Genomic DNA, 13,036 nt, shown 5'->3' on the forward strand with positions numbered 1-13,036 from the left:
TGAAAAATGAATAATATTAACCATACCATTCACGAATAGAGAAAATTATGGACCTGACGCAACTGGAAATGTTCAATGCCGTCGCAGAGACTGGCAGCATCACGCAGGCAGCGGCGAAGGTGCATCGCGTGCCGTCCAACCTCACCACGCGTATTCGCCAGCTTGAAGCGGACCTTGGCGTCGATCTGTTTATTCGTGAAAATCAACGTCTGCGACTATCTCCCTCCGGGCACAATTTTTTGCGTTACAGCCAACGGATCCTGGCGCTGGTAGAAGAAGCGCGGATGGTGGTCGCAGGAGATGAACCACAGGGATTGTTCTCTCTGGGGTCGCTGGAAAGTACAGCCGCCGTGCGTATTCCGGCCACACTTGCCGAATATAATCAGCGCTACCCTAAAATCCAGTTTGCCCTGGCAACAGGACCGTCCGGTACCATGCTGGACGGTGTGCTGGATGGTACGCTGAACGCCGCTTTTGCCGATGGCCCTATAACTCATCCAGGTCTTGAAGGTATGCCGGTGTACCGTGAAGAGATGATGATTGTCACCCCACACGGGCACCCGCCTATAAAACGGGCCAGCGATGTGAATGGTTACAATATCTATGCCTTTCGCGCCAACTGTTCATATCGCCGCCATTTTGAAAGCTGGTTTCACGCCGATCGTGCGATGCCGGGCACAATCCATGAGATGGAGTCCTACCACGGCATGTTGGCCTGTGTGATTGCGGGGGCGGGGATCGCGCTGATTCCGCGTTCTATGCTGGAAAGCATGCCAGGCCACCATCAGGTCAATGCCTGGCCGCTCAGTGAAAACTGGCGTTGGTTAAATACGTGGCTGGTCTGGCGTCGGGGGGCGATGACGCGACAGCTGGAAGCATTTATTGAGGTACTGGAACCTCAGCTGTCGCAGAATGCAGATTAACTGGCGAACGTCAGATGGCAAGGCAGTTGCTCAAGCTGCTGCCGTACCTCTTCATTGAGTCGGGCATCGGTCACGATATCCGTCAACGCATCCAGATGTGTGACGTTGAAAAGTGACCATGCACCGTATTTTGAACTGTCTGCCAGCAGGACGCGACGTTTGGCGTTTGCAACCAGGTCACGCTTCAGACCAGCCTTTTCTTCCGTCGGTGCGGTGATCCCGCGGGCCAGGTCCCAGCCGTTACAGCTTAGAAACGCGATATCCGGCCACACGTTTTGCAGCAGTTTACGCCCGTGCTCGCCGATACAGGACTGGCTGGAGTCATCAATGCGCCCGCCAATGATCGTCACTTCAATTTGCTTGAACTCAGAAAGAAATAGCGCAATGTGCAAATCGCTGGTGATGACGCGCAACGGCAGATGGGTAAGCTGGCGCGCCAGTTCAATCATCGTCGTTCCCGCATCCAGGACAATGGCGTCCCCGGCTTTCACCAGGCTTGCCGCCGCGCTGGCAATAGCCTGTTTTTCCATCAGGCTACGCTGCATTTTCTCATGCGTGGTCGGTTGCGAAGGGATAAACCGGTTAAGCGTCACGCCGCCGTGAGTACGGCTGATAACACCTTCCTGATCGAGTTTAATCAGGTCGCGGCGAATGGTCGCCGGCGAGGCCTGAGTCACAGCAACAAGCTGTTCAACCGTTGCCAGATTATGCCCTTTCAGATAATCCATAATCTGTTCTAACCGATTATATCCCTTCATTTTAATCCCGCGTAATTTGCATTGCTAACTGGATGGACACGGCCATGCTCTCAGACTTGGCTTTACCTGTCCAGGCAATATCAAACGCCGTGCCGTGGTCTGCAGAAGTGCGAATAAATGGCAATCCGGCGGTGATATTCACCCCATCATAGAATCCCAGCAATTTTAGCGGAATATGGCCCTGATCGTGATACATCGCCACCACCATGTCATACATACCTTCGTGGCACTGCATAAAGACCGTATCCGGTGGGCAAGGCCCGGTAACATTCAGCCCCTGCTCCCGCATAGCCTGTACCGCTGGCCCGACTATGGTTATCTCTTCATCACCAAACAGACCGTTTTCCCCGGCATGGGGATTAACACCCGCTACCGCAATACGTGGATTATCAAACCCGACACGACGCAGGAAATCATCTGCGACCTGAATGACTGTTTTCACACGCTGTTCACTGAGCGTATCAAGGAATTTACGCAGTGCAATATGCGTGGTGACATGGATCACCTTAAGCTGTTCGGTATACAGCACCATCGCGTAGTCTTTGCTGTTCGTCAGTTGCGCCAGTAATTCGGTATGGCCGGGATAATGATGTCCCGCCATGTGCAGTGCTTCTTTATTCAGCGGTGCCGTGGCAATGGCTTTCACTTCCCCACTGAGCGCCAGCGCGGTGGCGCGCTTAATACAGCGGTATGCCAGATCGCCAGCCTGTGCCTGGACCACGCCCGGTTCAAGCGCAGCAGGATCGGCAAGGGGTTCATCAATTACATTGATAACTCCGGGGGCGAATTGTGCCTGGGTGACGTTATCAATCACCCGGAGTTCCGCAGGCGGCGTGACGTTTAATGCCTGGATGCGCCTCAGCGTTTGTGCACAACCCACAACCACGACCGGCGCGCCAGACAAGTCTCCCTCCACCAACGATTTAATAATGATCTCCGGTCCAATACCTGCCGGGTCGCCCATGGTTACCGCTATCGTGTTATTCACTCATTTTCTCCTCGATATAATTCAAAACCTGACGCAGAGTGGTTTCGTCACCGAATCCCCCTGCTTTTGTCATAACCGGGCGTTGCCAGTAGCTACCGGCAAGATGACCGTACGGTACACACTGGGCCACACGGTCGGTAATACGGAATCCTGTTGCCTCCAGCGCATCGGCGATCGCCATCGCGACATCACCGCCGGAAAGATACAGCGCGCCAGGTGAGACTTCGTGCAGCACCTGGCGGGTAAGCTGTCCAAGAAACTGGCAAATTGTTTCACCGAGCTGCGCGCGGCTCATCTGCAGGTGCGCACACAGTATTGGAATGTGATGACGAGCTTCGCTGTCGGGACAGGTGTGAACGATGCAGTGTTTGCCTGAGATGAGAACCCTGGCGATACGCTGCACATACTCTGTCAGGCTGCCACTGAAGATATTTGCGATATCAATGAATACAGTCTCCACCCGCGGGTCCTGACACACTGCAGCAATCTGCTGTTGAGCGATTTCACTCATTGAGCCCACTACCGCCAGTAAACACTGTGAGGACGGTGCCCGGACATGGCGGGCCAGCGCGTCACAGATCCCGGCAGACCCCACCAGCAGCGGCGGTTCCTCCTGCATCAGCGCTTCCGTAGCAATGACATCAAGATCGGTCTGCGTGCGGGCATCCACCACCCAGATTTGTGGCGTTTTCGCAACAGGCTCTCTGAGGTGCTGCAGATAGTCGTTCAGGGACATGGCCCGACACGTAATGGCGGTTTGCGCCTGTAACACCTCACAGATATCGGCGCTAATGACCGGCGTTTTCGGATCGCTGGCAAATTCAGTCTGCGTTACCGGAATACCGTTAACGAGGCACTGCCCCTGCTCAGTGGTACGCCCGGCTGAGGGACAAGCCAGTGCCACGATGGCCCGCTTTTTACCTGTAATCCGCATTAACGCGTCCAGTTCGGCCCCTGGGTTTCCGCGCAATGTTGAATCCATTTTCTTAAGCCACTGCGTCTGAGGGCCTGCCTGACTGGCAACAGCCAGCTCACGTACTCTGGCGGCGGCCTGCCCTGTCTCCAGCGCACGACTGTCCGTGTTGATGACCAGCACATCTGCATCATCGGCACAGGGCAATGTGAAAGCGACATTCACCGTCATACCCGTCAGTGCCAGACTTACCCCCGCATCATTACCACCAGTAAAGTCGTCGGCAATCACCAGTACCTGCGGCCTTGCTACCTGTCTACTCATCCATGCTCCGGGTTGTTGTATGTTGATAATGATTATATTCAATCACATTTGATTAAATGTGAGCAAGTTCAAGTTATTCGGTTCCGAGATAAATTATAAATTTAGCCCATGATGCAATCGTTCCTGAATCTCAGTGAGCGAATTCAATCACTCGAACAACAGGAGAATGTTGTGGCAACAATCAATAGCACCGTAATTAGCGGTTCGAATGCCATCCCCGCACTGGAGCCGTTACTGGCGGGGAAACGCCAGCTGTTACTGGTGACGGATAGCAATATTGTCCGGCTTGACGCGGTAACACAGATCCGCAACTTACTGGCCAGCGATGGACGTCATGTGGCTCTGATTGACAATGTGCCTGCAGAACCCGGGCATCACGATGTCAGCGCACTATTAAAAAACGTACAAGATCTCAACGTAGAAATGGTTATCGGTATCGGCGGAGGCAGCGTACTGGATGTGGCGAAACTGCTCTCCGTCTTATGCCATCCTGAATCTCCGACGCTCGACGCCATGCTGGCAGGAGAAAAACCGCTGCAACGCGTTGCTTCTGTGTTGATCCCCGCCACGGCAGGTACAGGGTCTGAAGCAACCCCGAATGCCATTCTGGCTATCCCGGAGCAAAACACCAAAGTCGGTATTATCTCTCCCGTGCTGTTACCGGATTTCGTGGCCCTGTTGCCAGAACTCACCACCAGCATGCCGGCGCATATTGTCTCGTCCACTGGCATTGACGCGTTATGTCATCTGATCGAATGCTTTACCGCTACCGTCGCCAATCCGGTAAGCGATAACGCGGCACTCATTGGCCTGCGTAAGCTACTCAACCATATCGAAACCTCCGTCAATGAGCCGGAAAACCTGCTGGCCAAACTGGAGATGCTGTGGGCATCGTATTACGGCGGTGTGGCGATTAATCATGCCGGTACTCACCTGGTTCACGCGCTCTCTTACCCGCTTGGCGGTCGATACCATCTCCCACATGGCGTCGCTAACGCCATTCTGTTAGCACCCTGCATGCAAGTGATTCGCCCTTTTGTGGTCGACAAGTTTGCCCTGGTATGGGATCTGCTGCCTGACGCTGACCTCACACTCAGTGCCGAAGAAAAATCCTGCGCCCTGGTGGAGTACTTCTCCACACTGGTGAAACGCCTGAACCTACCCGATAACCTGGCAACGCTTGGTGTACCGTCTACTGATATTCCCGCACTGGCCGATGCCGCACTGAACGTAAAGCGCCTGATGAATAATGCTCCCTGCAAGGTGAGCCATAACGATATTCAGGCCATTTATCAAACTCTGTTTCCAGAACTGATGACAAAGGAGTGAATAATGAGTAGCAAAATCCGAGGAGTACTGACGGCAATCGTTACCCCGTTCAACCACGACGGCGGGCTTAACCTTAAAGAACTGAGAAACCAGGTAAACCGCCAGTTAAACGCCGGAAACGGTATTTTCTGCGGCGGGACCAACGGCGAATTCTTTGTACTTAACGAAGATGAAAAAATCGCCGTCACGCGGACCTGTGTAGAGGAAGTGGCGGGTCGGGCACATGTAGTGGCACACATTGGCGAAATATCTACCCGTGAAACCATCCGCCTGGGTAAACAGATTGAAAAGCTGGGTGTCGATGCGGTGTCGGTCATTACCCCGTACTTTGTTCCTCTAAAACAGCCTGAGCTCATTGCCCATTACACCGCGATTGCCGATGCGCTCTCCGTCCCGGTATTTCTCTATAACATTCCGGCGCGGACGGGAAACACCATTGAGCCTCAAACTGCCAGAGTGCTGGCGGCACACCCGAACATTATCGGGATCAAAGACAGTGCTGGCAGTTATGAAAGTCTTAGCGGCTTCCTGGACGCAGTTAAAGATATCGAGGGATTTGATGTGCTGAATGGTCCAGATTCACTCATTCACCAGGGGTTTGTTGATGGCTGTTCCGCCTGTATTTCGGGGCTGGCTAACGTCGCACCACAAGAAATCAACGCGATCTGGTCTCGCTTTAACGCCGGTGACGTTGCCGGGTCGCATCAGGCTCAGGAGAGCGTCACGGGTCTGCGCACCGATCTCTATAAAGTGGCCTTCTCTCCGGCTGCGGTAAAAAAAGCATTACAAATCATGGGCCATGACGTGGGCGCAAGTCGTTACGCTGTCACGTTTGATGCGCATCAGGAACGCCAGATTCAGCAAATTATCAATAACTATTTGCGATAGACATTTTTACAGCGGCGGCAACGCCGCTTAACTAACAGGATTGTGATATGAACGTCATCTGTACATCACCTTCATTTGCCAAATACGATCAGCAGCCGATCAAACGGCTTAACGACGCAGGACTTGAATTAATCATGCTACCTGCAGATGCCGGTTTAGAAGCACTTGCGCCTCATCTGGAACAGACAGTGGCAATGATCGTCGCTTTTACCGATGTTAATGCCGGACTAATCGCGGCGGCACCGAATCTGAAAATCGTCTGCAAACACGGCGTGGGCGTCGATAATATCGACCTAGATGCCACGCGTGAAAAAGGTATTTTTGTTACCAATGTGCCGGATGCCAATAAGCATGCCGTCGCAGACTTTGCGTTTTCCCTGATCCTTAACTGTGCACGTCAGCTCCCCTACGCGATTGAACAAACCCGCACAGGAAACTGGCCACGGATCTTCGCCTCCGATGTATATGGAAAAACGATTGGCATTATTGGGTTAGGTAACATCGGTAAACAGGTTGCACTGCGAGCCCGCGGCTTTAATATGCGCGTACTGGCTCACGACGCATGGCAGGATGCACAGTTCGCTGCAGATAATCACATTGAATACGTGTCGCTCGATGAACTAACAGAACAAAGTGATTTCATCACGTTACACACTCCGCTGACGCCAGAAACCAAAGATCTCTTTGATTTAGCGCAGATGAAAAAAATGAAGAGCAGCAGTTATCTCATTAACGTTTCACGCGGTGGTGTCGTTAATGAAGAGGATCTCTTACTGGCTCTGACGCAGGGCGTCATTAAGGGCGCTGCCGCCGATGTCTTTCTACAAGAGCCGTGCAATTCACATCCCTTATTTTCGCTCGATAATTTTATTCCTACGGCACATATTGCAGGATATACCGAGGGCGCGGTCAGCAATATCGGCGAGCAATGTGTTTATAACATCATTGAACATGTCATTCATCAGCGTAAGCCTCAAAATATCATGAATGGATTATAACATTGTGGAGATAACCCTACTCTTTCCACAATAATAAAAATGAACATCTACCATGGGCCAGATATATGAATAATTTTGCAGAAAAATCCCGAATTCGCTGGTGGATTGCGGGATTAATGTGGCTTGCTATTGCAATTAACTATATTGACCGGACGGTATTATCTGCTGCTGCACCTCACCTCATTGATGAGCTAAAACTCGATCCTGAAATGATGGGGTTTATTATGGCGGCATTCTTCTGGTCATATTCTTTACTGCAAATACCGGCAGGTTGGTTTGCAGACCGCTTTGGTCAGAAAAAAGGTCTGGGTTTTGCCGTCGCGTGGTGGTCAATCGCCACCTCAATGATGGGTTTAGCCACTGGATTTAAATCTCTACTCGCATTAAGACTTGCTCTGGGCGTCGGTGAAGCCGCCGCCTATCCAAGCAATGCAGGGATCGCTGCACGCTGGTTCCCGGATCGGGAGAGAGCCACCGTCTCAGGATTATTTGACAGTGCCTCTAAATTTGGTGGTGCCGTCGCGATGCCGCTTATTGTCTGGATGATCTACCAGTTTGACTGGCGGATGACATTTCTGATTATTGGTGGCGTAGGCATTTTTTGGGTCATTGCCTGGTATTTTATTTATACAGAAAACCCGGAAGACCACAAAAAGATCAGTACAAGCGAAATTAAACATATTCGCGAAGGGCAAAAGCAAAAACACGGCGACAAATCCGTATTACCGATGCGTTGGTATAAACTGTTGCGCTACCGGAATATTTGGGCAATGTGTATCGGTTTCTTTACCATCAACTATACATCCTATTTCTTTATTACCTGGCTGCCCACCTATCTGGTAAAAGACAAAGGAATGGATTTTATCAAAATGGGGATGGTTGCCGCCCTGCCATTATTATGTGGGATGGTGATAGAAGTCTTTGCCGGCTGGGCCTCTGACCGTATGGTACATAAGCGAATCCTGTCGCTGACCGCCACAAGAAAATTATTCCTGACAATCGGTCTGTTAATGGCTTTATGTATTGGTTTTGCCCCTTTCACTGATTCCGTATTTATGACCGTATTTTTACTGTGTGTGGCGAAATCAGGCACCACGGTTGCCGCCTCGCAGGTCTGGGCATTACCGGGTGACGTTGCGCCTAAAAACAGCGTATCGATTGTTGCAGGGTTACAGAATACTGTCTCTAATATGGGGGGCGCGGTAGGACCCATTATTACCGGTGCCATTGTTGCAGCCACTGGCTCCTTTACCTGGGCGCTGGTGTTCTCTGCCGCACTGGTGGTGCTGGGAATTTTGAACTATCTCTTTTTGATGGGTAAAGTTGAGCCAATCATCGACAGCGAACATGAAGCGTTGTGCATGAAAGAAGCGCAACAGCACTAAATTCGCTCTGGCAACGGTATTCTCCGGTCAGTCAGTCGTACTGACCGGCTTTATTTTTTCTCGTAACACACCCCGTTATCATCCGCAAAGCTGCGTGATCTTAATCACGAAATGATTGTATTTTCACCAGTAAACGTTTTAAGATCGCCACCTCTCCTTTTTGCAGCTAACCCGATTTATACATATGACAACAAACACTGTTTCCCGCAAGATCGCGTGGCTACGGGTAGTTACGCTTGCTATTGCCGGTTTTATTTTCAATACCACTGAGTTTGTCCCGGTCGGTTTGCTGTCCGACATCGCGCAAAGCTTTAATATGCAAACCGCGCAGGTTGGGATCATGTTGACGATCTACGCCTGGGTGGTGGCCCTGATGTCGCTGCCATTTATGCTGCTCACCAGCCAGATGGAACGACGTAAGCTTCTGATCTGCCTGTTTGTGGTGTTCATTGCCAGCCATGTTCTCTCTTTCCTCGCATGGAACTTCACTGTACTGGTTATGAGTCGCATAGGGATTGCCTTTGCCCATGCCATCTTCTGGTCAATTACCGCGTCACTGGCTATTCGCATGGCTCCTGCCGGGAAACGCGCACAGGCGTTGAGCCTGATTGCCACCGGTACCGCGCTGGCGATGGTATTAGGCCTGCCTATCGGGCGTATTGTTGGGCAATATTTTGGCTGGCGTACCACCTTCTTTGTCATCGGTATGGGGGCGTTAATCACGCTTCTTTGCCTGATTAAGCTGTTGCCTAAGCTGCCAAGCGAGCATTCAGGTTCATTAAAAAGCCTGCCACTGTTGTTCCGTCGCCCTGCGCTGATGAGTTTGTATTTGTTAACGGTGATAGTGGTGACCGCACACTACACGGCTTACAGCTATATCGAACCGTTTGTCCAGACGGTCGCCGGGCTGAGCGCTAACTTTGCCACCGTGCTGCTGCTGGTTCTCGGTGGCGCGGGTATTATTGGCAGCGTTATTTTTGGCAAATTGGGTAATCAGTATGCCTCGGTGTTGATAAGCGCGGCTATCGCCCTGTTGACCCTGTGCCTGGTGCTGCTACTGCCTGCTGCCGATAGCGAAATGCACCTTGCGATCCTGAGTATTTTCTGGGGCATTGCCATTATGGTGATCGGTCTGGGAATGCAGGTGAAAGTACTGGCGCTGGCTCCGGATGCCACTGACGTCGCGATGGCGCTGTTCTCCGGTATCTTTAATATTGGTATTGGCGCGGGGGCGCTGGTGGGAAATCAGGTAAGCCTGCACTGGTCGATGTCGACGATTGGTTACGTCGGTGCACTCCCTGCCGTTGCCGCGCTGATCTGGTCAGTGACTATCTTTCGCAAATGGCCGGTAACGCTGGAAGAACAACCACAGCAGCAATAAGATAAGGGCCCGGTAGACATACCGGGCCCTTTGTTTAATGGTAGGTTTGGATGATTTCCAGCACGCCGTTAATAATAAACTGTACACCCATACACACCAGCAGGAAGCCCATCAGACGGGAAATAGCTTCGATTCCGCCTTTCCCCACCAGCCGCATAATTCCGCCAGAACTGCGCAGACATCCCCACAAGATAATCCCGACGACAGCAAAAATAATGGGTGGCGCAACCATGATCACCCAGTCCGGAAATTCGGAGCCGTGACGCACGGTGGAGGCCGAACTGATGATCATTGCAATCGTCCCCGGGCCGGCAGTACTCGGCATTGCCAGCGGAACAAAGGCAATATTAGCCGTTGGTTCGTCTTCCAGCTCTTCGGATTTGCTTCTCGCTTCCGGAGACTCATGCGCTTTCTGCTGGGGGAACAACATACGAAAGCCGATAAACGCAACGATTAACCCGCCCGCAATGCGCAATCCGGGAATCGAAATCCCGAAAGTATTCATCACCAGTTGCCCGGCGTAGTACGCAACCATCATGATGGCAAACACGTAAACAGACGCCATTAATGACTGACGGTTACGCTCTGCGCTGTTCATGTTGCCGGCTAACCCGAGAAACAACGCCACGGTGGTTAACGGGTTGGCTAACGGTAACAGGACTACCAGCCCCAGTCCTATCGCTTTAAACAAGTCCATCATAATGTCATCTTTCCTGTGCGTTAATCGTCAACGGCAAGTATAAGGTGAAATCGCTGAGATAAGCCATTTTAGCGATGTAAGGATTCATTTTTCATCCTGGCGGATAAACCAGAATTATCAAAACGTTAAAAATAGATGCACCATTCGCCGGGCCTGGTGATTTAGCAAAACGTGGCATGCGGCGACTCATTCATTTGACTTATATTTGCCTAAGCAATAATATCAGCCGTGACTAACTACTTGCCAGGGCAACCATTGTGAAAAGCACCAGTGATCTGTTCAATGAAATCATCCCACTGGGTCGTTTGATCTACATGGTTAATCAGAAAAAAGATCGTTTATTAAACGACTATTTGTCACCGCTGGATATCACGGCATCGCAGTTTAAGGTGCTCTGCTCCATCCGTTGCGCGGTGTGCATTACCCCTGTCGAATTGAAAAAAGTGCTGTCTGTCGATCTTGGCGCCCTGACACGGATGCTGGACAGACTGGCCTGTAAAGGCTGGATAGAAAGGCTTCCGAATCCACATGACAAGCGCGGCGTGCTGGTGAAACTCACCGAAGACGGCGCAGCAATTTGCGAGCAGTGTCATCAATTAGTAGGGCAAGACCTGCACCAGGAACTAACAAAAAACTTAACGGCGGAAGAAGTAGCAACACTTGAGCATTTGCTTAAGAGAATCCTGCCGTAAACAGAAAGAGGTATGACGATGTCCAGACGCAATACTGACACAATCACTATTCATAGCATTTTGGACTGGATCGAAAATAACCTTGAATCGCCACTCTCGCTGGAAAAAGTGTCTGAGCGTTCAGGTTACTCCAAATGGCACCTGCAGCGGATGTTCAAAAAAGAAACCGGCCATTCATTAGGTCAATACATCCGTAGCCGTAAAATGACTGAAATAGCGCAAAAATTGAAAGAGAGTAACGAACCGATCCTCTATCTTGCAGAGCGTTACGGTTTTGAGTCTCAGCAAACGCTGACCCGGACATTCAAGAACTATTTTGATGTACCGCCGCATAAATATCGGATGACGAATATGCACGGCGAATCCCGGTATTTGCTACCGCTCAATCAATGCAATTGCTAATCGCCAGTTAACGACGTAACCGAGGAAATCATGAAACTTCTGTCTTATGCGATGCTGGCCCTGCTGCTTGTTGTATCGGGCCAGAGCATGGCGGAACAGACCCCGCAACCGACAACGCAAAATAATCGCGACGCGATGATTATGCCTCCTGCGCACGATCAGTCCCCGTTCGATTTTAACCATATGGGTGCCGGCAGCGATAAATCCGATGAATTAGGTGTGCCTTATTACAATATGCACAGCCTGTAATTTTTTGCCCCGTCACTGCGGGGCTTTTTTTTAGCCCCTCGCCTGTGCAATCTTGCGCAGTCGAAAACCGAACACATTGATATACAACCCCGCCATGATCAACAACGCACCAATCAGTTGCAGCCCGGTTAACGTTTCATCCAGCAGCACGGCTGCACTGGCCAGCCCCACCACGGGTACCAGCAACGACAGTGGCGCAACACGCCAGGTTTCATAGCGCCCCAGCAGAGAACCCCAAATGCCATAGCCCACAATGGTCGCCACAAAGGCCAGATACACCAGTGACAGAATGGTAGTCATATCGATTGCCACAAGGCTCTGCACGATTTGCGTTGGGCCATCAAGCAATGCCGATGCCAGAAAAAACGGAACGACAGGAATTAATGCGCTCCACACCACCAGCGACATGACCGCTGGACGCGAAGTATGCTGCATAATTTTCTTATTAAAGATATTGCCGCAGGCCCAGCTCAGTGCAGCCGCCAGCGTCAACATAAAGCCAAGCATACCGACATGCTGTCCATTCAGACTCGCCTCAATCAATACCAGTACACCAAACACCGCCAGCGCGATACCGACCAGTTGCTTCCCCTGCAAACGCTCGCCAAAGGCGAGCGCCCCCAGCACGATGGTGAAAAACGCTTGCGCCTGTAAAACCAGCGATGCCAGACCGGCAGGCATCCCAAATTTGATGGCGCTGAACAGAAAAGCGAACTGACCGAAGCTGATGGTCAGGCCATAGCCAAGTAACAGCGAGAGCGGGATCTTCGGGCGGGCAACAAAAAAAATCGCGGGAAACGCCACCAGTAAAAAGCGCAAGCCTGCCAGCATCAACGGCGGCATATTGTGCAAGCCCACTTTGATGACGACAAAGTTAAGCCCCCATACCACGACAACCAGTAACGCCAACAACCCATCTTTACGCGACATAACACCGCCCCTGCAAATATTAAATTTTTGTAAACAAGTTAAGGTAACGGAAATCGTTGTACCGTAACAGATCATTAATTCAGGTAGGCCACACAGGGCATTTTCAGACAACTTATTGAGTGTACATCACACTTTTAGCATGCTATTTGTTTCTGATATCTAAAAAAAACATAACA

14 protein-coding genes are annotated in these 13,036 nt (G+C 51.2%); 9 read left to right on the top strand and 5 right to left on the bottom strand.

Going from position 1 to position 13,036, the window contains the following annotated elements; all coding sequences use genetic code 11:
- The first annotated feature begins 47 nt into the window (after positions 1-47).
- Complete coding sequence (locus tag FDX19_RS13345; RefSeq protein ID WP_061067887.1) at positions 48-923, top strand: LysR family transcriptional regulator; 876 nt, start codon at positions 48-50, stop codon at positions 921-923.
- Here FDX19_RS13345 and FDX19_RS13350 read toward each other — a convergent pair.
- The 3 genes from FDX19_RS13350 to FDX19_RS13360 are packed head-to-tail and all read right to left on the bottom strand — an operon-like array spanning position 920 to position 3,906.
- A complete protein-coding gene (locus FDX19_RS13350; protein ID WP_137383087.1) occupies positions 920-1,681 on the bottom strand; it encodes a DeoR/GlpR family DNA-binding transcription regulator in 762 nt (253 codons plus the stop codon). The two genes, FDX19_RS13345 and FDX19_RS13350, sit on opposite strands and share 4 nt — an antisense overlap.
- A 1-nt stretch (position 1,682) precedes the next feature.
- Positions 1,683-2,669 carry a D-threonate 4-phosphate dehydrogenase gene (locus FDX19_RS13355; protein ID WP_137383088.1) on the bottom strand — a complete coding sequence of 329 codons (987 nt, stop codon included), beginning with the start codon at positions 2,667-2,669 and terminating at the stop codon, positions 1,683-1,685.
- Complete coding sequence (locus FDX19_RS13360; RefSeq protein WP_137383089.1) at positions 2,662-3,906, bottom strand: four-carbon acid sugar kinase family protein; 1,245 nt, start codon at positions 3,904-3,906, stop codon at positions 2,662-2,664. The genes FDX19_RS13355 and FDX19_RS13360 overlap by 8 nt, the downstream gene beginning before the upstream one ends.
- 171 nt (positions 3,907-4,077) lie before the next feature.
- Between FDX19_RS13360 and FDX19_RS13365 the strand changes: the two genes are divergently transcribed.
- The 5 genes from FDX19_RS13365 (at position 4,078) to FDX19_RS13385 (ending at position 9,887) form a co-directional block, all read left to right on the top strand.
- Entirely contained in the window at positions 4,078-5,235 is a 1,158-nt protein-coding gene (locus FDX19_RS13365; protein ID WP_137383090.1) for an iron-containing alcohol dehydrogenase, read from the top strand.
- A gap of 3 nt (positions 5,236-5,238) precedes the next feature.
- On the top strand, positions 5,239-6,123 hold the full coding sequence (locus FDX19_RS13370) for a dihydrodipicolinate synthase family protein (protein WP_137383091.1): 885 nt from the start codon (positions 5,239-5,241) through the stop codon (positions 6,121-6,123).
- A gap of 47 nt (positions 6,124-6,170) precedes the next feature.
- A complete protein-coding gene (locus tag FDX19_RS13375; RefSeq protein WP_137383092.1) occupies positions 6,171-7,121 on the top strand; it encodes a phosphoglycerate dehydrogenase in 951 nt (316 codons plus the stop codon).
- A gap of 65 nt (positions 7,122-7,186) precedes the next feature.
- Positions 7,187-8,506 (top strand): MFS transporter, encoded by a 1,320-nt coding sequence (locus FDX19_RS13380; protein ID WP_137383093.1) that lies wholly within the window; start codon positions 7,187-7,189, stop codon positions 8,504-8,506.
- Between the two features lie 184 nt (positions 8,507-8,690).
- Positions 8,691-9,887, top strand: coding sequence for a sugar transporter (locus FDX19_RS13385; RefSeq protein WP_137383094.1), 1,197 nt, complete (start codon positions 8,691-8,693; stop codon positions 9,885-9,887).
- A 34-nt stretch (positions 9,888-9,921) separates the two neighbouring features.
- On the opposite strand, the gene FDX19_RS13390 is transcribed toward FDX19_RS13385, so the two are convergent.
- A complete protein-coding gene (locus FDX19_RS13390) occupies positions 9,922-10,587 on the bottom strand; it encodes a MarC family NAAT transporter (protein ID WP_137383095.1) in 666 nt (221 codons plus the stop codon).
- A gap of 257 nt (positions 10,588-10,844) precedes the next feature.
- Here FDX19_RS13390 and marR point away from each other — a divergent pair, with 257 nt between their 5' ends.
- The 3 genes from marR to marB are packed head-to-tail and all read left to right on the top strand — an operon-like array spanning position 10,845 to position 11,930.
- Positions 10,845-11,279: a multiple antibiotic resistance transcriptional regulator MarR gene (gene marR / locus FDX19_RS13395; RefSeq protein WP_137383096.1), complete on the top strand. Its 435-nt coding sequence runs from the start codon at positions 10,845-10,847 to the stop codon at positions 11,277-11,279.
- A gap of 18 nt (positions 11,280-11,297) precedes the next feature.
- The gene (gene marA, locus FDX19_RS13400) at positions 11,298-11,681 is read left to right on the top strand and encodes an MDR efflux pump AcrAB transcriptional activator MarA (RefSeq protein WP_003032424.1); all 384 of its coding nucleotides are present in this window, start codon (positions 11,298-11,300) and stop codon (positions 11,679-11,681) included.
- 30 nt (positions 11,682-11,711) lie between these two features.
- Complete coding sequence (marB, locus tag FDX19_RS13405; RefSeq protein WP_005122747.1) at positions 11,712-11,930, top strand: multiple antibiotic resistance protein MarB; 219 nt, start codon at positions 11,712-11,714, stop codon at positions 11,928-11,930.
- A gap of 30 nt (positions 11,931-11,960) precedes the next feature.
- Here the strand turns inward: marB and eamA are convergent, their stop codons facing one another.
- A complete protein-coding gene (eamA, locus tag FDX19_RS13410) occupies positions 11,961-12,860 on the bottom strand; it encodes an O-acetylserine/cysteine exporter (protein WP_137383097.1) in 900 nt (299 codons plus the stop codon).
- Positions 12,861-13,036: the final 176 nt, after the last annotated feature.

It is taken from the genome of Citrobacter sp. wls619 (assembly GCF_005281345.1).
GTDB lineage: Bacteria > Pseudomonadota > Gammaproteobacteria > Enterobacterales > Enterobacteriaceae > Citrobacter.